30 protein-coding genes (1 of these 30 running past the window's edge) are annotated in these 17,994 nt (G+C 53.1%); 28 read left to right on the top strand and 2 right to left on the bottom strand.

The window, feature by feature from the left end:
• The first annotated feature begins 3 nt into the window (after nt 1–3).
• From rplN to GXP70_RS27550, 27 genes are all read left to right on the top strand, one after another.
• Nucleotides 4–372: a 50S ribosomal protein L14 gene (gene rplN / locus GXP70_RS27680; protein ID WP_090583243.1), complete on the top strand. Its 369-nt coding sequence runs from the start codon at nt 4–6 to the stop codon at nt 370–372.
• Between the two features lie 44 nt (nt 373–416).
• Nucleotides 417–770, top strand: a complete 354-nt coding sequence (rplX, locus tag GXP70_RS27675; protein WP_225442580.1) for a 50S ribosomal protein L24 — start codon at nt 417–419, stop codon at nt 768–770.
• Nucleotides 771–801: 31 nt separating this feature from the next.
• Nucleotides 802–1,344 carry a 50S ribosomal protein L5 gene (gene rplE / locus GXP70_RS27670; RefSeq protein ID WP_162359813.1) on the top strand — a complete coding sequence of 181 codons (543 nt, stop codon included), beginning with the start codon at nt 802–804 and terminating at the stop codon, nt 1,342–1,344.
• Nucleotides 1,345–1,366: 22 nt separating this feature from the next.
• Entirely contained in the window at nt 1,367–1,552 is a 186-nt protein-coding gene (locus GXP70_RS27665) for a type Z 30S ribosomal protein S14 (RefSeq protein ID WP_090583249.1), read from the top strand.
• Between the two features lie 30 nt (nt 1,553–1,582).
• Nucleotides 1,583–1,981, top strand: coding sequence for a 30S ribosomal protein S8 (gene rpsH, locus GXP70_RS27660; RefSeq protein WP_161705101.1), 399 nt, complete (start codon nt 1,583–1,585; stop codon nt 1,979–1,981).
• Between the two features lie 30 nt (nt 1,982–2,011).
• Nucleotides 2,012–2,554: a 50S ribosomal protein L6 gene (rplF, locus tag GXP70_RS27655; RefSeq protein ID WP_162359811.1), complete on the top strand. Its 543-nt coding sequence runs from the start codon at nt 2,012–2,014 to the stop codon at nt 2,552–2,554.
• Between the two features lie 60 nt (nt 2,555–2,614).
• Nucleotides 2,615–2,983, top strand: coding sequence for a 50S ribosomal protein L18 (rplR, locus tag GXP70_RS27650; RefSeq protein ID WP_162359809.1), 369 nt, complete (start codon nt 2,615–2,617; stop codon nt 2,981–2,983).
• 31 nt (nt 2,984–3,014) lie between these two features.
• A complete protein-coding gene (gene rpsE / locus GXP70_RS27645; protein ID WP_161705107.1) occupies nt 3,015–3,512 on the top strand; it encodes a 30S ribosomal protein S5 in 498 nt (165 codons plus the stop codon).
• Nucleotides 3,513–3,525: 13 nt separating this feature from the next.
• A complete protein-coding gene (gene rpmD / locus GXP70_RS27640; protein ID WP_162359807.1) occupies nt 3,526–3,711 on the top strand; it encodes a 50S ribosomal protein L30 in 186 nt (61 codons plus the stop codon).
• Between the two features lie 49 nt (nt 3,712–3,760).
• Nucleotides 3,761–4,201 carry a 50S ribosomal protein L15 gene (gene rplO / locus GXP70_RS27635; RefSeq protein ID WP_162359806.1) on the top strand — a complete coding sequence of 147 codons (441 nt, stop codon included), beginning with the start codon at nt 3,761–3,763 and terminating at the stop codon, nt 4,199–4,201.
• A complete protein-coding gene (gene secY, locus GXP70_RS27630) occupies nt 4,202–5,500 on the top strand; it encodes a preprotein translocase subunit SecY (RefSeq protein WP_162359804.1) in 1,299 nt (432 codons plus the stop codon).
• An 85-nt stretch (nt 5,501–5,585) separates the two neighbouring features.
• Nucleotides 5,586–6,239 (top strand): adenylate kinase, encoded by a 654-nt coding sequence (locus GXP70_RS27625; protein ID WP_162359802.1) that lies wholly within the window; start codon nt 5,586–5,588, stop codon nt 6,237–6,239.
• Nucleotides 6,236–6,997 carry a type I methionyl aminopeptidase gene (gene map / locus GXP70_RS27620; protein ID WP_162359800.1) on the top strand — a complete coding sequence of 254 codons (762 nt, stop codon included), beginning with the start codon at nt 6,236–6,238 and terminating at the stop codon, nt 6,995–6,997. The genes GXP70_RS27625 and map overlap by 4 nt, the downstream gene beginning before the upstream one ends.
• Nucleotides 6,998–7,003: 6 nt before the next feature.
• Nucleotides 7,004–7,285, top strand: coding sequence for a KOW domain-containing RNA-binding protein (locus tag GXP70_RS27615; protein WP_162359798.1), 282 nt, complete (start codon nt 7,004–7,006; stop codon nt 7,283–7,285).
• Between the two features lie 2 nt (nt 7,286–7,287).
• Nucleotides 7,288–7,503: a translation initiation factor IF-1 gene (gene infA / locus GXP70_RS27610; protein ID WP_015847200.1), complete on the top strand. Its 216-nt coding sequence runs from the start codon at nt 7,288–7,290 to the stop codon at nt 7,501–7,503.
• Nucleotides 7,504–7,547: 44 nt separating this feature from the next.
• Nucleotides 7,548–7,661, top strand: a complete 114-nt coding sequence (rpmJ, locus tag GXP70_RS27605; protein ID WP_003333770.1) for a 50S ribosomal protein L36 — start codon at nt 7,548–7,550, stop codon at nt 7,659–7,661.
• 17 nt (nt 7,662–7,678) lie between these two features.
• On the top strand, nt 7,679–8,047 hold the full coding sequence (rpsM, locus tag GXP70_RS27600; protein WP_162359797.1) for a 30S ribosomal protein S13: 369 nt from the start codon (nt 7,679–7,681) through the stop codon (nt 8,045–8,047).
• Between the two features lie 19 nt (nt 8,048–8,066).
• Complete coding sequence (gene rpsK / locus GXP70_RS27595) at nt 8,067–8,462, top strand: 30S ribosomal protein S11 (protein ID WP_090649131.1); 396 nt, start codon at nt 8,067–8,069, stop codon at nt 8,460–8,462.
• A gap of 128 nt (nt 8,463–8,590) precedes the next feature.
• On the top strand, nt 8,591–9,535 hold the full coding sequence (locus GXP70_RS27590) for a DNA-directed RNA polymerase subunit alpha (protein ID WP_161705123.1): 945 nt from the start codon (nt 8,591–8,593) through the stop codon (nt 9,533–9,535).
• Between the two features lie 50 nt (nt 9,536–9,585).
• Nucleotides 9,586–9,954 (top strand): 50S ribosomal protein L17, encoded by a 369-nt coding sequence (gene rplQ / locus GXP70_RS27585; protein ID WP_161705125.1) that lies wholly within the window; start codon nt 9,586–9,588, stop codon nt 9,952–9,954.
• A 223-nt stretch (nt 9,955–10,177) separates the two neighbouring features.
• On the top strand, nt 10,178–10,918 hold the full coding sequence (gene truA, locus GXP70_RS27580; protein WP_162359795.1) for a tRNA pseudouridine(38-40) synthase TruA: 741 nt from the start codon (nt 10,178–10,180) through the stop codon (nt 10,916–10,918).
• A 221-nt stretch (nt 10,919–11,139) separates the two neighbouring features.
• Nucleotides 11,140–11,577, top strand: coding sequence for a 50S ribosomal protein L13 (rplM, locus tag GXP70_RS27575; RefSeq protein WP_162359793.1), 438 nt, complete (start codon nt 11,140–11,142; stop codon nt 11,575–11,577).
• Nucleotides 11,578–11,596: 19 nt separating this feature from the next.
• Complete coding sequence (gene rpsI / locus GXP70_RS27570; RefSeq protein ID WP_162359791.1) at nt 11,597–11,989, top strand: 30S ribosomal protein S9; 393 nt, start codon at nt 11,597–11,599, stop codon at nt 11,987–11,989.
• A gap of 147 nt (nt 11,990–12,136) precedes the next feature.
• Complete coding sequence (locus GXP70_RS27565; RefSeq protein ID WP_162359790.1) at nt 12,137–12,829, top strand: phosphoadenylyl-sulfate reductase; 693 nt, start codon at nt 12,137–12,139, stop codon at nt 12,827–12,829.
• A 36-nt stretch (nt 12,830–12,865) separates the two neighbouring features.
• Entirely contained in the window at nt 12,866–14,029 is a 1,164-nt protein-coding gene (gene sat, locus GXP70_RS27560) for a sulfate adenylyltransferase (protein WP_162359788.1), read from the top strand.
• A gap of 122 nt (nt 14,030–14,151) precedes the next feature.
• Nucleotides 14,152–14,931 carry an N-acetylmuramoyl-L-alanine amidase CwlD gene (gene cwlD / locus GXP70_RS27555; RefSeq protein WP_162359786.1) on the top strand — a complete coding sequence of 260 codons (780 nt, stop codon included), beginning with the start codon at nt 14,152–14,154 and terminating at the stop codon, nt 14,929–14,931.
• Between the two features lie 146 nt (nt 14,932–15,077).
• A complete protein-coding gene (locus tag GXP70_RS27550; RefSeq protein WP_162359785.1) occupies nt 15,078–16,193 on the top strand; it encodes an Mrp/NBP35 family ATP-binding protein in 1,116 nt (371 codons plus the stop codon).
• A gap of 177 nt (nt 16,194–16,370) precedes the next feature.
• Here the strand turns inward: GXP70_RS27550 and gerD are convergent, their stop codons facing one another.
• Nucleotides 16,371–17,063: a spore germination lipoprotein GerD gene (gerD, locus tag GXP70_RS27545; protein WP_162360713.1), complete on the bottom strand. Its 693-nt coding sequence runs from the start codon at nt 17,061–17,063 to the stop codon at nt 16,371–16,373.
• Between the two features lie 208 nt (nt 17,064–17,271).
• Here gerD and GXP70_RS27540 point away from each other — a divergent pair, with 208 nt between their 5' ends.
• On the top strand, nt 17,272–17,904 hold the full coding sequence (locus GXP70_RS27540; RefSeq protein ID WP_225442579.1) for a KinB-signaling pathway activation protein: 633 nt from the start codon (nt 17,272–17,274) through the stop codon (nt 17,902–17,904).
• A gap of 36 nt (nt 17,905–17,940) precedes the next feature.
• Here the strand turns inward: GXP70_RS27540 and pdaB are convergent, their stop codons facing one another.
• Nucleotides 17,941–17,994: the end of a polysaccharide deacetylase family sporulation protein PdaB gene (gene pdaB, locus GXP70_RS27535; RefSeq protein WP_162359783.1), read on the bottom strand. It continues 750 nt past the right edge of the window; only the last 54 of its 804 coding nucleotides appear in the window; its start codon lies off the right edge, out of view — the gene reads right to left on this strand; its stop codon occupies nt 17,941–17,943.

Below are 17,994 nucleotides of genomic sequence, written 5' to 3'. Positions count from 1 at the left end.
GAAATGATTCAACCATTTACACGTTTGGCTGTCGCTGACAACTCCGGCGCGAAAGAACTGATGTGTATTCGTGTACTCGGTGGTACAGGACGTCGCGTAGGCCATATCGGCGATTTGATCGTCTGCTCCGTCAAACAAGCAACACCCGGTGGCGTTGTCAAAAAGGGTGATGTAGTAAAAGCGGTTATCGTTCGTACGAAGCGTGCGGTTCGCCGTAAAGACGGTTCTTACATCGCATTTGACGAGAATGCGGCTGTAATCGTGAAGGAAGACAAAAGCCCGCGCGGCACGCGTATTTTCGGACCAGTTGCTCGCGAACTTCGCGATCGTGACTTCATGAAAATCGTATCGCTTGCTCCGGAAGTTATCTAATTTAGACTTTGCGCATCGGCGCAAGCACGCAGGAGGTGTAACTCATGCCACGGTTGAAAAAAGTGTTGGAATCCCACAACAATAAATTGCACGTGAAGAAAGACGACACGGTTATGGTCATTACAGGCAAAGACAAAGGCAAGAAAGGTCGCGTCATTGCTGCGTATCCGCGTCAAAACCGCGTTCTTATCGAAGGCGTCAATATGGTGAAGAAGCATTCCCGTCCTTCGCAGGCTAACCCGCAAGGCGGCATCATCGAACAAGAAGCGGCAATTCACGTATCCAACGTTATGCACATCGATCCGAAGAGCGGTAAAGTAACTCGTATCGGTTATAAAGTGCTGGATAACGGTAAAAAAGTCCGGGTCGCTAAAAAATCCGGCGAGGTAATCGATTAATTGACCGATACGGAAAGGAGGTCCACGTTACATGGCAGTAAGAATGAAAGATCGTTTCTTGAATGAAATCACGCCTGCTTTGATGCAGAAATTCAACTATACAACGGTTATGCAAGTGCCGAAGATCGAGAAAGTCGTCATCAACATGGGTGTCGGCGAAGCAGTTTCCAACTCCAAAGTGCTGGATGCGGCTGTTGAAGACATGCGTCTGATCTCGGGTCAAAAACCGGTTGTTACTCGCTCGAAGAAATCGATTGCCGGTTTCAAACTTCGCGAGAATATGCCAATCGGGGTTAAAGTAACGCTGCGCGGCGAGCGTATGTACTACTTCCTTGATAAACTGTTCAATGTCACTCTCCCACGCGTACGCGACTTCCGCGGCGTATCGAACAAAGCGTTCGATGGTCGTGGTAACTACACACTCGGCTTGAAAGAGCAGCTGATCTTCCCGGAGATCGAGTACGATAAAGTAGATAAAGTTCGCGGTATGGACGTCGTCATCGTCACGACGGCAAAATCGGACGAAGAAGCTCGTGAACTGCTGACCCAACTGGGCATGCCGTTTACGAAGTAATCCACAGGAGGTGTAATACCAAGTGGCAAAAACTTCGATGAAGGTTAAGCAGCAACGTGCTCCTAAATTCAAAGTGCAGGCTTATACACGCTGCGAACGTTGCGGCCGTCCGCATTCCGTTTTGCAAAAGTTTAAAATTTGCCGGATTTGTTTCCGTGAATTAGCATACAAAGGCCAGATTCCTGGCGTCAAAAAAGCAAGCTGGTAATCAGCCTAGTTCGGGAAGGAGGTTTACACAATGGTTATGTCTGATCCGATCGCAGATATGCTTACACGCATTCGCAACGCAAACGTTGTGCGTCACGAGACAGTTGAAATGCCTGCTTCGAAAGTGAAGAAGCAAATCGCCGAAATTCTGAAACGCGAGGGCTTCATTCGTGATGCTGAGTATATCGAAGATAACAAACAAGGGATTATCCGTATTTTCTTGAAATACGGCCCGAACCAAGAGCGTGTAATCACGGGGCTGAAACGCATCAGCAAACCGGGTCTGCGCGTATACACGAAGAGCACTGAAGTGCCTCGCGTACTTGGCGGCCTGGGAATGGCGATTATCTCCACGTCCCAAGGCATTATGACTGATAAAGAAGCTCGCCAGCAGAAGTCCGGCGGCGAAGTAGTCTGCTACGTTTGGTAATTAACCGTCACAACGATTGGAGGTGTAACAATGTCTCGTATTGGCCGTAAACCGATCCAAGTACCCGGTGGTGTAAACATCGACTTGGACAACAGCGTCATCACAGTTAAAGGACCGAAAGGTACGCTCAGCCGCACGATTCACAAGGACATGAAAGTGGTAGTAGCGGACAGCGTCATCACGATCGAGCGTCCTTCCGACAATAAATTGCATCGTTCCCTGCACGGTACAACTCGCAGCGTCATTGCTAACATGGTTAGCGGTGTAACTGAAGGTTTCGTTAAGAACCTGGAGCTTGTAGGCGTTGGTTACCGTGCAAACAAGACTGGCGAGAAAGTCGTACTTAACGTTGGCTACTCGCACCCCGTTGAAATTACGCCTGAGAGCGGCATCGAGTTCGAAGTTCCTTCGAACACGAAAATCATCGTAAAAGGCATCGACAAAGAACTCGTTGGTGCAACTGCTGCGAAGATCCGTTCCGTTCGTGAGCCAGAGCCGTATAAAGGCAAAGGCATCAAGTACGAAGGCGAGCGCATCCTTCGTAAAGAAGGTAAAGCCGGTAAGAAAAAATAAGCAGCTTCATGCCGCTTAATGGAATAGCTTCATAAGACACCGGAAAGGAGTGTACAACGAATGATTACAAAAGGCGATAAAAACAAAGCACGTCACAAACGTCACCTGCGTGTGCGTAAGAAAGTTAACGGAACTACGCAGCGTCCGCGTCTGTCTGTATTCCGTTCCTCCAAACACATCTACGCTCAACTGATTGACGATGTTCAAGGCGTAACGCTTGCATCGGCTTCGACGATGGACAAAGAAGTTGCGGAGCAAGTTAGCAACGGCGGCAACACCGAAGCGGCTCGCAAAATCGGCGAGTTGATCGCGGTTCGCGCGAAAGCGAAAGGCGTAGAGCAAGTCGTGTTCGATCGCGGCGGCTACTTGTACCATGGACGGATTCAAGCGCTGGCTGACGCAGCTCGCGAAGCAGGACTTGAATTCTAATCGATAATACTTATGAAGGAGGTTAATCGACTTGCGTATTGATCCAAATGCGTTGGAACTTACCGAGAAGGTAGTTCAAATCAACCGCGTAGCGAAAGTAGTAAAAGGCGGACGCCGTTTTAGCTTCAGCGCGCTGGTAGTTGTAGGCGACGGCAAAGGTTACGTTGGCGCAGGGATCGGTAAAGCTGGCGAAGTACCTGACGCAATCCGCAAAGGTATTGAAGACGCCAAGAAGAACCTGATCCACATTCCACTCGTAAAAACGACAATTCCTCACCAAGTACTCGGACATTTCGGCGCTGGCCGTGTATTGTTGAAACCAGCTTCCGAAGGTACCGGAGTAATCGCAGGCGGCCCGGTTCGTGCCGTGCTCGAGCTTGCTGGCGTAGGTGACATTCTGACCAAATCGCTTGGTTCTTCGAACTCCATGAACATGGTTAACGCAACGCTGGAAGGCCTTTCCCGTCTGAAACGCGCTGAGGATGTTGCTAAACTTCGTGGAAAAACCGTGAAAGAGCTTTTGGGCTAAGGAGGAGAATACGATGGCAAAATTGCAAATTACCCTCGTTCGCAGCTTGATCGGCCGCAACGAGCAACAGCGTGCAACGGTTGCAACGCTTGGTCTTCGCAAAATTCGTCAATCGGTTGTCCACAATGACAGCCCGGCTATCCGCGGCATGGTCAACAGTGTCAGCCACTTGGTTAAAGTTGAAGAAGTACAAGCATAAATTGCCTTACAAAGCAAGCCATGCATAACAATAAGGAGGTGCAACGACGATGAAATTGCATGATCTCAAACCAGCTCCGGGTTCCCGTAAAGAGGGGTTCCGTGTTGGCCGCGGTATCGGCAGCGGCAACGGTAAAACTTCGGGTCGCGGTCACAAAGGTCAAAATGCTCGTTCCGGCGGCGGCGTTCGCCCTGGATTCGAGGGCGGTCAAAACCCATTGTACCGTCGTCTGCCTAAACGCGGCTTCAATAACCCGTTCCGTAAAGAGTATGCGATTGTGAATATCGACGAGTTGAACGGCTTCGCAGCAGGTACGGAAGTAACGCCTGAATTGCTGCTTGAGCAAGGAATCGTTAAGAACCCGCAAGCCGGCATCAAAGTGCTGGGCAACGGCGAAATCACGGTTCAACTGACGGTAAAAGCAAGCAAGTTCTCTCAATCTGCGGTAGAGAAAATCCAGGCTGCCGGCGGTAAAACCGAGGTGATCTAATTGTTCAAGACCGTGTCTAACATTTGGAAAGTGGAAGATCTTCGCAAGCGGATCCTGTTCACGCTGTTCATCTTGTTGGTTTACCGTATCGGATCCTTTATTCCGGTGCCTGGCGTCAACAAAGATGTATTCACACAGACCAATCAGGCCGGTTCTGAATTGTTCGGTTTGCTTAATACGTTTTCGGGTGGGGCGCTGTTCCAGTTCTCGATCTTCGCAATCGGGATCATGCCTTACATCACCTCATCCATTATCGTACAGCTCTTGTCGATGGACGTTATCCCTAAATTCGCGGAATGGGCGAAGGAAGGCGAGAATGGAAAACGTAAACTTGCACAAATTACTCGTTACGGTACAATTGTTCTTGGACTTGTTCAAGGCTTTGGCACCGCGATCGGGTTTAACCGGCAATATCAGTATGATATGATTCCTGGTGCAACCGTTACGGATTATATTGTAATTGCGATTATCCTGACGGCAGGAACGGCCTTCCTCATGTGGCTCGGTGAGCAAATTACGGAGAGAGGCATCGGTAACGGGATCTCGATCCTGATCTTCGCCGGTATCGTAGCAAGGCTTCCAGCGCACGTTCGCTCCATCTATTCGCAAGAATTCGTGGATTCGGATGCGCTTTTCCTGGCGATCGTGAAAGTGGTGGCAATCGTCGTCGCGGTCGCAGCGATCATTGTTGGCGTAATATTCGTTCAGCAAGGGATTCGCAAAATTCCGGTTCAATACGCCAAGCGCGTCGTTGGACGGAAGATGTATGGTGGTCAATCGACTCACATTCCGCTGAAAGTAAACGGCGCAGGCGTTATCCCGGTCATCTTCGCGGTATCGCTTCTGATGTTCCCGGTTACGATCGCGAACTTCTGGTCGACCCACAAGTGGGCACAATGGATCCAAGCGCATATGTACTACGACAAGCCGCTAGGCATGGTGTTGTACGTCATCTTGATTATTGCGTTCACCTTCTTCTACACGTTCGTGCAAATCAACCCGGTGCAGATGGCCGATCAAATGAAGAAGAACGGCGGTTACATTCCAGGCGTTCGCCCGGGCAAACCGACTTCTTCCTACATTACGCGCGTTATGTCGCGGATCACGCTGAGCGGAGCGATCTTCCTGTCGCTCATCTCGATCTTGCCGGTGTTCTTCGGAACGCTTGCCGATTTGCCGCGCGACGTGAAACTCGGCGGCACATCGCTCTTGATCGTTATCGGCGTTGCGCTGGATACGATGAAGCAAATCGAGACGCAGCTGATCAAACGCCACTACAAAGGGTTTATTAATAAATAACAATAGGTTCGCAAGCGGGATTCCGCATCTAGCCAGGTGACGGAACCCGGCCGAGCCTATTATGTTTAAAGCGAGGAACACGCTAATGAACATCTTATTCATGGGCCCTCCAGGAGCCGGTAAAGGCACGCAGGCCGAGCGCATTGTGGATACTTTCAAAGTTCCGCATATCTCGACCGGCGACGCTTTTCGTTTGGCCATGAAGCAAGGCACTCCGCTTGGCGTAAAGGCGAAAGAATTCGTGGATCAAGGTCTCTTGGTTCCGGATGAAATCACGAACGGCATCGTTCGCGAGCGCCTGCAGCTGGAGGATTGCAACAGCGGCTTCTTGCTGGACGGTTTCCCGCGCACGCTGCAGCAAGCAGAAGCACTGGACGGAATGTTGGCTGAAATGGGACGCAGTATCGATCATGTCGTTAACTTGAAGGTAGACCGCGGTTTGCTGCTTGCGCGTCTGACCGGTCGTCGCATTTGCAAGTCGTGCGGCTCCACGTACCATGTCATGTTCAACCCGCCGAAGCAAGAAGGCGTTTGTGATAAATGCGGCGGCGAGCTGTATCAGCGGTCAGACGATACGGAAGCGAAAGTAGGCACGCGTCTCGACGAATACATCTCCAAGACGGCTCCATTGCTTGATTACTACGCAAGCAAAGCGGTTTTGCGCGAAGTAGACGGCGAGAAGGAAATCGACGAAGTAACGGCGGACATCGTAAACTGCTTGCGGGGAACTGCGGAATGATCGTATGCAAGTCCGAAGCGGAATTGCAATATATGAGAGAAGCTGGACGAATTGTAGCGGATACGCATCGTTTGCTCAGAACGGCGATTCGCCCGGGCGTGACGACCAAGGAATTGGATGAAATCGCTGAATCGTACATTCGCAGCCAGGACGCATTACCTTCTTTTAAAGGGTACAATCAGTTTCCTGCCAGCATTTGCGCTTCTGTAAACAATGAGCTGGTACACGGTATTCCGGGATCACGCAAGTTGAACGATGGCGACATCATCAGCATTGATATCGGCGCGCAGTATAACGGGTATCACGGCGATTCGGCGTGGACCTACGGCGTCGGCGATATTAGTGAAGAGGCGCAGCGGCTGCTCGACATTACAGAACAATCGCTATACGCAGGACTCGCACTCGTGAAACCGGACGTTCGTTTGTTTACAATCTCGCATGCGATACAACAAGTGATCGAAGCTGCCGGCTTCTCCGTCGTTCGCGATTATTGCGGGCATGGGATCGGCGAAGATCTCCATGAGGACCCTCAAATTCCGAACTACGGGTATCCGGACCGCGGCCCTCGCCTGAGACCAGGAATGGTACTGGCGATCGAACCGATGGTAAACATCGGGGAGCGGTACGTACGAACACTGGCGGACAATTGGACAGTCGTCACCGAAGACCAGTCATGGTGCGCTCACTTCGAGCATACGGTGGCCGTGACGGAAGACGGATGCGAAATATTAACCCGTTCCAGGGAGCAGGCAGGTTGAGAACGCTTGGAGTATAAGCCGGAGGTTGGCCGAATCGTTAAGGTGCTGCGAGGGAAAGACGAAGGCTCATTCGCCGTGATCGTCCAGGTGATGGATGACCGTTTCGTCCTTGTAGCAGACGGAGACAAACGTCGCTTCGATCAATCGAAGAAGAAGAACGTACTGCATCTTCTGATGCAGCCGGAAGTCAGTCGCGAAGTGGTTGACAGCATGCTGGAAACCGGCCGTGTAACAAACGCTAAACTGCGTTATGCCATTCAGAAGGCTGTGCAAGGGAAAGGAGAATGACTATGGCCAAAGAAGACGTCATTGAAGTCGAAGGTACGGTCATCGAACCACTACCTAACGCCATGTTCAAGGTGGAACTGGAGAACGGACATCAGATTCTCGCCCATGTTTCGGGTAAGCTCAGAATGCACTTCATCCGCATTCTGACGGGAGATAAAGTAGTCATTCAGTTATCGCCTTATGATTTGTCTAGAGGACGCATTACCTATCGGAAGTAGGCCGCTGCCGGCCTGCCGACGAAAGATATCGGGAGGTAATCACAATGAAGGTTAGACCTTCGGTCAAGCCGATTTGCGAGAAATGTAAAGTCATTCGCCGCAAAGGCAATGTTATGGTAATTTGTGAAAATCCGAAACACAAACAAAAACAAGGATAAAGGAGGGATAACGGTACATGGCACGTATTGCTGGTGTAGACTTACCGCGTGATAAACGCGTTGTCATCGCTTTGACGTACATCTTCGGTATTGGCAGAACGACTGCTAATAAAATTCTGAGCACGACGGGTATTAACGAAAATACGCGCGTTCGTGATCTGACGGAAGATGAAGTCAGCCAACTTCGCGAAACGATCGATAAAACGGTTAAAGTGGAAGGCGACCTGCGTCGTGAAATTTCCCTTAACATCAAACGTCTGATCGAGATCGGCTGCTATCGCGGTGTTCGTCACCGTCGCGGTCTTCCGGTTCGCGGTCAACGGACCAAAACAAATGCTCGTACGCGTAAAGGTCCACGCCGGACTGTAGCGAACAAGAAGAAATAAGAAGGGAGGATAACCGATTATGGCTAAACCAAAAAAAGTGGTGCGCACGAAACGTCGCGACCGTAAAAATATTGATTCCGGCGTAGCGCACATCCGCTCGACGTTCAATAACACGATCGTTACGATCACCGATCCGCACGGCAATGCGATCTCCTGGGCAAGCTCCGGTAACCTCGGCTTTAAAGGTTCCCGTAAAAGCACGCCTTACGCGGCTCAAATGGCTGCGGAATCCGCAGCGAAAGCGGCAATGGAACACGGCATGAAAACGGTCGAAGTAATGGTTAAAGGTCCTGGCGCCGGTCGTGAAGCGGCAATCCGCTCCCTGCAAGCCGCAGGTCTTGAAGTTAACCTTATTAAGGATGTAACGCCGGTTCCGCATAACGGATGCCGCCCGCCAAAACGTCGTCGCGTATAGTTCCAATATTTGTGGTATCAAATTACTGCAACTTGTGAATAATGGTTGTGAAGGTTTGCCATACTACATGATTTGGCTGCAAACGCGATAATGGTAACGGAGCGACGTTTTGAGGGAGGGTACTATTAGTGATTGAGATCGAAAAGCCGAAAATCGAATCCGTAGAATTGAACGAGGATGGCACGTACGGACGTTTCGTTGTTGAACCGCTTGAACGCGGCTATGGTGCGACACTGGGGAATTCTCTTCGGAGAATCCTGCTGTCGTCGCTGCCGGGCGCAGCGGTAACTTCCGTTCAAATCGACGGTGTACTTCACGAGTTCTCTACGGTTCCAGGTGTGATGGAGGACGTAACTGAAATCATCCTGAACCTCAAGGGCCTCTCGCTGAAAATCCATTCCGACGAAGAGAAGGTATTGGAGATTGACGCAGAAGGCGATGGCAACGTTACGGCAGGCGATATTCGCGCCGACAGCGATGTCGAGATTTTAAGCCCAGATCTTCATATCGCGACGCTGGCCTCCGGTGCACGGCTCCATATGCGGGTATTTGCTAACCGCGGACGCGGTTATGTGCAAGCAGATCGCAACAAACGGGAAGATCAGCCGATCGGCGTTATTCCCGTAGACTCGATCTACACACCGATTACCCGTGTTAACTACACGGTTGAGAATACTCGTGTTGGTCAAGTGACGAACTACGATAAACTCACACTTGAAGTTTGGACCGACGGAAGCATTCGTCCGGAAGAGGCTGTCAGCCTCGGCGCCAAAATTTTGACGGAGCATCTGGATCTGTTCGTCGGTCTGACCGATGAAGCGAAAGATGCTGAGATCATGGTGGAAAAAGAAGAAGACAAGAAAGAGAAAGTACTCGAGATGACGATCGAAGAGCTCGACCTCTCGGTACGTTCTTATAACTGTCTGAAACGTGCAGGAATCAATACCGTTCAAGAGCTGATCACGAAAACGGAAGAAGACATGATGAAAGTCCGCAACCTCGGACGCAAGTCTTTGGAAGAAGTTCAGGAGAAGCTGGAAGAACTCGGTCTTGGCCTTCGCATGGAGGAATAGAGAGCAGCACAGACTAAGGTCGTTAGACTGGTTTAAGGAGGGGAAATTCGATGGCATATTCTAAATTGAGCCGTGACGCTAGCTCCCGGAAAGCATTGTTCCGCGATCTCGTCACTGACTTGTTCCTGTATGAGCGCATCCAAACGACGGAGGCGAAGGCGAAAGAGCTTCGTCCGATCGCCGAGAAGCTGATCACGCTGGCAAAGCGTGGCGATCTGCACGCACGTCGTCAAGTGGCAGCTTTCGTTCGCCGCGAGTCCATTGCAGCAGGTGAGCAGGACGCGATCCAAAAACTGTTCTCCGAGCTCGCTACCCGTTATTCGGAGCGTCCGGGCGGTTATACGCGCATTCTGAAGCTGGGTCCACGTCGCGGTGACGCGGCGCCTATGGTTTACCTGGAACTGGTAGATCGCGCGTAACAAGAAGAAACGGAAAACGACGTATTTGACGTCGTTTTAGTTTCTTCCAAGGTGAAACGAACTGTCGCCGTCTTCTCGACGGCGTGGCGCGTTTCATTCCGGAGTAATACAAAGTCTAAGTGCAAGCGGAACCTAGACATTTTTGTATGTTCGGAAAGGGTGGACCTAACGGCCACCTTTTTTTGTTGCCCGAGATCGGCTTTGTGGAGGGAGAGGCAGGACAATGCGGAATATCCGGATGGCGATCAGCTATGACGGAACGACGTATTATGGATTTCAGACGCAGCCGATCGGGAACACCGTGCAGGATGTGCTGGAAGACGCGATACGGGGGCTGACGGGCGAACAGGTCGACATTACGGCTTCCGGCCGTACGGATGCCGGCGTTCATGCTCGAAGGCAGGTCATCAATTTCGAAACCTCCTCTCCCATACCGGTTGACCGGTGGGCGCTCGCGCTCAATTCCAGACTGCCGGACGACATTATCGTCCTGCAGGCGGATGAAGCGGACCCATCGTTTCATGCGTCGTATTATGCCAAACGCAAAACGTATCGGTACGGTATCGACACCAGCAAGTTCGGCGACGTCTTCGACCGGAAGTACCGCTTGCATTATCCGATGCCGCTGCGGCTGAAGGAAATGAAAGAAGCGCTTGCCCACGTCGTGGGGAAGCATGATTTCACGTCCTTTGCATCGCGGCGGTCGACCAAACCCTCGCATGTGCGAACCATCCTGGATGCGCGCATCGAGGAAAGGGAAGGCAAGCTGGATATATTCCTGACGGGCAACGGGTTTCTGTATAACATGGTCCGAATCATCGTAGGCACGTTGTTGTGGGTGGGGGAAGGCAAGCTGAGCCCGGATGATTTCAAACGGATTCTGGAAGCGCGGGACCGAACCGCGGCGGGGCCGACCGCAATGGCGCATGGTTTAATGCTATGGGATGTGGAGTATGAGGATTAACGTGATTTTACCAACGTGAATACTCAGCGAAACCTTAGATTTAGCTTGCACTTGCTAGGTCGATGTAGTAGAATATAACTTGTGCTTTCTTAGTGGCTCTCCCACAGCCCCGACTAAGAATGGCCGCCAACAGCAGTGCTAACGAATGAACTTAACCGGATGACCGGTAACGAAACGCTATAAATGAAATTGATCGTTTGAATGAAGAAGGAGGATCTCCCATGCGCACTACCTATATGGCTAAGCCTAATGAAGTTGAACGCAAATGGTACGTCATCGACGCTGAAGGCAAAACCCTCGGCCGTCTGGCGAGCGAAGCTGCAAGCATCATCCGCGGCAAACACAAACCACAATTTACTCCGCACGTTGATACTGGCGATTTCGTCGTTATCATCAATGCAGAGAAAATCCACCTGACGGGTAAGAAGCTGCAAAACAAAATGTACTACCGTCACTCCATGTACTCCGGCGGTTTGAAAGTGACTCCGGCACAAGACATGATCAAGAACAAACCGGAGCAAGTTTTGGAGCAAGCGATCTACGGCATGCTGCCGAAGAACCGTCTGGGCGACAAAATGAAGATGAAATTGAAAGTGTATGCCGGCGCAGAACATCCACATCAAGCACAAAATCCAGAAGTTTACGAACTTCGCGGGTAAATAGAGGGAGGACAGTTTCATGGCACAAGTTCAATACTATGGAACCGGTCGTCGTAAACACTCTGTAGCACGTGTACGTCTCGTGCCGGGTGAAGGACGAATCATTATTAACAAACGCGACCTGAATGAATACTTCGGTTTGGAAACACTGAAGCTGATCGTTAAACAACCGCTTGCTCTGACTGAAACAGCAGGCAAATACGATGTTCTGGTTATTGCGCATGGCGGCGGTATTTCCGGCCAAGCGGGTGCAATCCGTCACGGCATTTCCCGTGCGCTGTTGAAAGCAGATCCGGAATTCCGTCCATCCCTGAAACGCGCTGGCTTCCTGACGCGTGACCCACGGATGAAAGAGCGTAAGAAGTACGGCTTGAAAGCCGCTCGTCGCGCGCCACAATTCTCGAAACGTTAATTATCGCACCGAATGTCTTCCCTGTTTACGGGGAAGGCATTTTTTTTATTTTTTTGGCTGATTTCAGTCATTGAACATTATGACCATTGGACGTATAATTTAATGTAGATTGATTTACTAGGAATTCGCAAACGGAGGGACTCAACCATGAACCTTTTTGAGAAAGAAGCGTTGATTACGCAGAAGGCGGTGGAACTGGAAACCGCAACCCCGCAGGAGATTTTGAAATTCGCCGTAGAAACGTTCCCGAACATTACGTTCGCTTGCAGTTTTGGCGCGGAAGATGTCGTGCTTGTCGATATGCTGCAGAAGATCAGTCCGAAGACGGATATTTTCTACCTGGATACGGACTTTCACTTTAAAGAAACGTATGAAACGCGCGATCGCATGGCCGAAATTTACGGGTTGGAGTTCGTGCAGGTGAAGCCGGCGATTACGCCGGAAGAACAAGCCGCGCAATATGGCGAAGAGCTGTGGAAGACCAATGCCAACGAATGCTGCAACATCCGTAAAGTAAATCCGCTGACGCAAATCTTGTCCAAGTACGAAGCTTGGATTACCGGCATCCGCCGCGACCAGGCGCCTACGCGCGCGAATGCGAAGAAGATCGAGTATGACACGAAGTTCGGCTTGGTCAAGTTCAATCCGATCGCGGATTGGACGTCCGAGGACGTATGGAACTACATCCGCGAGAACAACGTGTTCTACAATCCGCTCCATGACAATAACTACCCAAGCATCGGCTGCGAATACTGCACACGTCAAGTCATGCCTGGCGAAGACCCGCGCGCCGGACGTTGGTCCGGCCAAGAGAAGACGGAATGCGGTTTGCATAAATAAGACATTGAAATACACTTTAGGAGGCACTTGCATAACATGAGCAGCATTAAGCCGCATGGCGGCGTACTCGTTAACCGAATCGCCGCTGGATCTGAACGTGAAGCATTGTTAGCAGAAGCAACGTCCCTGACTTCGATTATCGTCAACAACTGGACCATCTCGGACCTGGATTTGATCGGCGTAGGCGCGTTCTCGCCGCTTACCGGGTTCTTGAACGAAGCGGATTACCGTTCGGTCGTAGAACGCATGCGTCTCGCGGACGGCACGGTATGGAGCATTCCGATCACGCTCGCGGTCGAAGAGGCGAAGGCCGCCGAGCTGTCCGCCGGCCAACGCGCGGCGCTCGTCGGCGAAGACGGCATCGTGTACGCCGTGATCGATATCGATAGCATCTACAGCGTCGACCAGAAGCATGAAGCGGTAAACGTCTTTAAAACAGCCGATGCGGAACACCCTGGCGTGGCGAAGCTCTACAGCCGTCCGTCGACGTATGTCGGCGGCGCGATCACGGTGCTGAATCGCCCGGTGCCGGAGAAGTTCAACGAGTTCTATTTCGATCCTGCGGAGACGAGACGGATTTTCGCGGAGAAGGGCTGGAAGACGGTCGTCGGCTTCCAGACGCGTAACCCGGTTCACCGCGCGCATGAGTACATTCAGAAATGCGCCATGGAAATCGTCGATGCGCTGTTCCTGAACCCGCTCGTCGGCGAGACGAAATCCGATGACGTGCCTGCCAATGTTCGGATGAAGAGCTATATCGCCCTGCTGGAGAACTACTATCCGGCCGACCGCACGTTCCTGGGCGTGTTCCCGGCCGCCATGCGCTATGCAGGCCCTCGTGAAGCGATTTTCCATGCGATGGTTCGCAAAAACTACGGCTGCACGCATTTCATCGTCGGCCGCGACCATGCCGGCGTAGGCGACTACTACGGCACGTACGAGGCGCAGGAGCTGCTTCGTTCGTTCCCGGCGGAAGACCTCGGCATTACGCCGCTGTTCTTCGAGCACAGCTTCTTCTGCACGAAATGCGGGAACATGGCATCCAGCAAAACCTGCCCGCATGATAAAGCGGACCATCTGACGCTGTCCGGTACGAAAGTGCGCGCGCTGCTGCGCGACGGCGTCTGCCCGCCGCCGGAGTTCTCGCGTCCGGAAGTGGCGAAGATTCTGATCGAAGGCATGTCCGGCCAGCCCGTATAAGCAAGGCTTCACATTAATCCAGGGATGTCCGCATAAGTGGCCGCCTCGTCCCATAAGATGATAAAGAACGCAGGACAGCCTCCTGCACGAATCATCCGATGGAGATAGGGGTGGCTTTTTGCATGCGCGGAGTTCGGAAACGGTTTGTCGTGTGGATTACATACCGGGGCGCGGTGCGGGTCGGGTTAGGCGTCGCGGCCGTGATGCTGACGGTGCTGCTGCTGACGCAGGAGGTGCCGGCATCGCGGACGTGGACCTATTGGACGCTGCCGCTTTCCGGCAAGACGATTGCCATCGACGCCGGACACGGGGGCGTGGACGGCGGGGCGGTCAGCAAGCAGGGGCTGGTCGAGAAGGACTTGAATTTGGCGATTGCGCTGCAGCTCCGGGATTTCCTGCAGCAAGCGGGCGCGATCGTGATCATGACGCGTGAAGGGGATTACGATCTCGCGGACGAAGGGACGTCCAAGATCAGCAAGCGCAAGACGCAGGATTTGGTGAAACGGGCGCAATTCGTCAAAGACAAGCATGCCTCGCTGCTGCTCAGCATCCATATGAACAGCATTCCTTCGCCGAAATGGTCGGGAGCGCAGACGTTCTTCTACCCGAATCTGCCGGAGAACGCCGTTCTGGCGTCGCTCATCCAAGACGAGATCCGCCGTAATCTGGGCAATACGGAGCGGCTGGCCTCGACGGTGAACACCGTTTATTTGTTGAAAGCGATGGACGAGGTGCCGAGCGCGCTCGTCGAAGTAGGCTTCTTATCGAACCCGGGCGAAGCGACGCGCCTCGGCGATGCGGCGTACCAGAAGAAGGTGGCCGCTTCGATCTATCAGGGCGTGCTGCGGTTTACGGCCGGGGAGAAGTGGGGGACGGGCAATACCGGGAAGACCGGAAGCTGATGGTTAAACCGGCGGCCGGAAGCCGGATCCGCCGCGCAGGGATGGCCGCATATATCCGCGCGTACCGCAACGCCGCTTGGAACGGCTCCGCCGTATTGGTATAATCGGGGGGAGTCAATCCCAACGGACAGAGGAGAGAACCGAACATGATTACCCGCGAGGAAGCATTGAAGGCCGCCGAGTCAGCGGCGGCCGCATATAACGCGGAAGGGACAATTACCTTCCGCGATGTTGTCGTTAAGGACCGTAACGTTTCGTTGACGGTCATCGGTGCGGCCGCGAGCGCGGAGCGCGCGCTTGAGGCTGCGCTGCGCGAAGCGCTGGCCGCGGCCGGCGCCGAAACCGTGCACTGCCGGTTTCGGGCTGGCGAGGCCGCTGCGGCGGGCGCGCAGGGCGCCGCGCGCGCCGCAGGCGCTGCCGGCGGCGCGGAGCAGGCTGCGCCGCCGCAGAAGGGCCAAGGCCCCGTACGCGGTCACGGGGCCGGGCTCGAGGCGCACCCGCTGCTGAGCGCGGGCAGCGGGGTGCAGTTCATCGCCGTCGCCAGCGGCAAGGGCGGCGTCGGCAAGTCCACGGTGACCGTGAATCTCGCGGTCGCCTTGGCCCGCAAGGGCAAACGCGTCGGCATTATCGACGCCGACATCTACGGCTTCAGCGTACCGGATATGATGGGGATCGAAGACCGCCCGCAAATCGTGAACGAGCGGGTCATCCCCATCGAGAAATTCGGCGTACGCGTCATGTCCATGGGCTTCTTCGTCGAAGACAACGCGCCGATCGTATGGCGCGGCCCGATGCTCGGCAAGATGCTGCGGAATTTCTTCGCCGAGATTGAATGGGGCGAGCTGGACTATATGCTGCTCGACTTGCCGCCGGGAACGGGCGATGTCGCGCTCGACGTGCATCAGCTCATTCCGCATAGCAAGGAAATCATCGTCACCACGCCGCATGCGACGGCGGCTTTCGTAGCGGCGCGCGCCGGCGCGATGGCGATCAAGACCGAGCATGAAATTCTCGGCATCATCGAGAACATGTCGTATTACGTCAGCAAGAGCGGCGAGCAGGAATATGTGTTCGGACGCGGAGGCGGAGCAAGGCTTGCGGAATCGCTGAACAGCGAGCTGCTGGCCCAGATCCCGCTCGGCGCGCCGGACAACCACATATCGGAGCCGGATTTCGCGCCGTCGGTGTACAAGGAAGATACCGACACAGGCAAGCTCTACCTGGAAATCGCCGAGAGCGTCATCGGCAAGTGCGAAGCCTGATCGGCGTCATCGCCGTCCGGCAAGCCAAGCAGCAGCTGCACCATTGTCCTTAACTGCACCGTTGCTTACGTCTGCGCCGCTGTCGTCAACGTCAACGGCGACATGCAAAAGGCCAACATCGCTCCACGGGGGATGTTGGCCTTTTAATGTTCTTTACGATGTGTCAACGCATGCGAATCAACCGCCGCCTTGCTCGCCCATGCCGCTGTCGTTTTGATCTCCGCCGCTGCCTTCGCCTTCGCCGCCGCCTTGCTCGCCTTCCTTGGACTTCGTCACTTTTTCGTCCGGCTTCGGTTTCAGCTCTTCCTGAACGGCCTTCTTCATCAAATCAAGAATCTCCAGCCGGAAGAGCGGGCTTTGCATCGATTCCTGCATGATGGTCATCACTTGCTTGCGGTACTGGGTACTCTGCAGGACGTCAAGGATCATTTTATCCATCTCTGGACTCTTCATCGCTTTGATCATGTCCTGCTGGTACGTCGGATCCTTTAACAAGTCCTTGTGGATCTGCTTGTTTTGTTTATTGACCGCTTGCGAGAACTCGCCGGCGAACCGGGGATCGGTCATCAGCTTCTCGATGACTTTGTTATATTCCGGCGAGACCAGCGTTTCCTTGACCGCCAGCCGCACTTGCTCCTGATCCTGTACCGAGAGAAGCTTGGAGGTCGCACCGTTGTTACCGGTTGAAGAGATGGCCGATTCCTGCAGCGCTTTTTGCGCGTCTTCCGTCTTCAAGATGTCGATAACCATCGACTTCATGTCTTTATAGCTCATAGGCTCACTGGCTGCACTGGATGGTTCGGATCCACAGCTTGAAAGCACGGAGGAAATAATTAGTGCGGCACCCACCCATCTGAAACGTTTGAGCATGATGTCCTGTCTCCCTTCTGGCATTAACGACATTGTCCTGGGTGTAGTATGCGACATTGTTCAACGGATTATCATGGACTCGGCGTAGCTTTTTGCAATTGACATGGTAAAATGGAAGGGAATTAGCAGCGCCGATGTTTCATTGGCAAGGAAGGCCTTCATTGGCCGCTGTACGGGCAGCAATTAATAACGATTAGGAGACATGATCGTGAACTTACGCAAATGGTTTTTCTTATTTTGGAGCACGATGGCCGTTGGCGGCGTCATTTCCGCTGTCGTCGGTACCCTGATGCAATGGATCGATCCGGATTTCGGCATACTCGGCTTGAAAGCGACGGGATTCAATCTGCTCACGATGGTGCTGGTCGGGCTTTTGTTCGGCGCCTTTAGCCAAATGGGCTTTTTCTCGTACCTGACGCTGAACTACATCGCACTGAGCGTATTGCGCAAAGGTTATCTGTGGAACGCGCTGCAGGCTTACACGACGTTGTTCGCGCTTGGCGGCGTCGGATACATGCTGTACGATAATCGAACGACGCTGGGGAATAACTGGATCTTCTGGGTGCTGCCGCTTGCGCTTCTGGCGGCATCGTGGGGCGTTTCGTACGTCAAGGCCAAGCAGACCAACAACAGCGCATTCATCCCGACCATGTTCCTGCTGATCGTCGTGACGCTGCTCGAGGCTTGGCAAAGCCTTCAAAGCAACGTGTATTCCATGACCTTCATGATCATCCCGATGTTTGCCTGCAACGCCTATCAGATCATGTGGCTGCACCGGCTGCTGCGCAAAGAACAAACGACCGGCTCCGCATCGTCGTCCAATGCGAAACCGGTCGCTTAATGAAGCCTTGCGATTCATTTAAGGGCACATCGCGCATCACTCTTCCGCGGAAGCGTCGAGCTGCTCGAACATGGCGGTTTTATCCTGCAC

This window comes from Paenibacillus lycopersici, assembly GCF_010119935.1.
Lineage (GTDB): Bacteria > Bacillota > Bacilli > Paenibacillales > Paenibacillaceae > Paenibacillus_Z > Paenibacillus_Z lycopersici.
The sequence above is the reverse complement of the archived record's forward strand: the minus strand, read 5'-3'. Positions and strand labels throughout refer to the sequence as shown.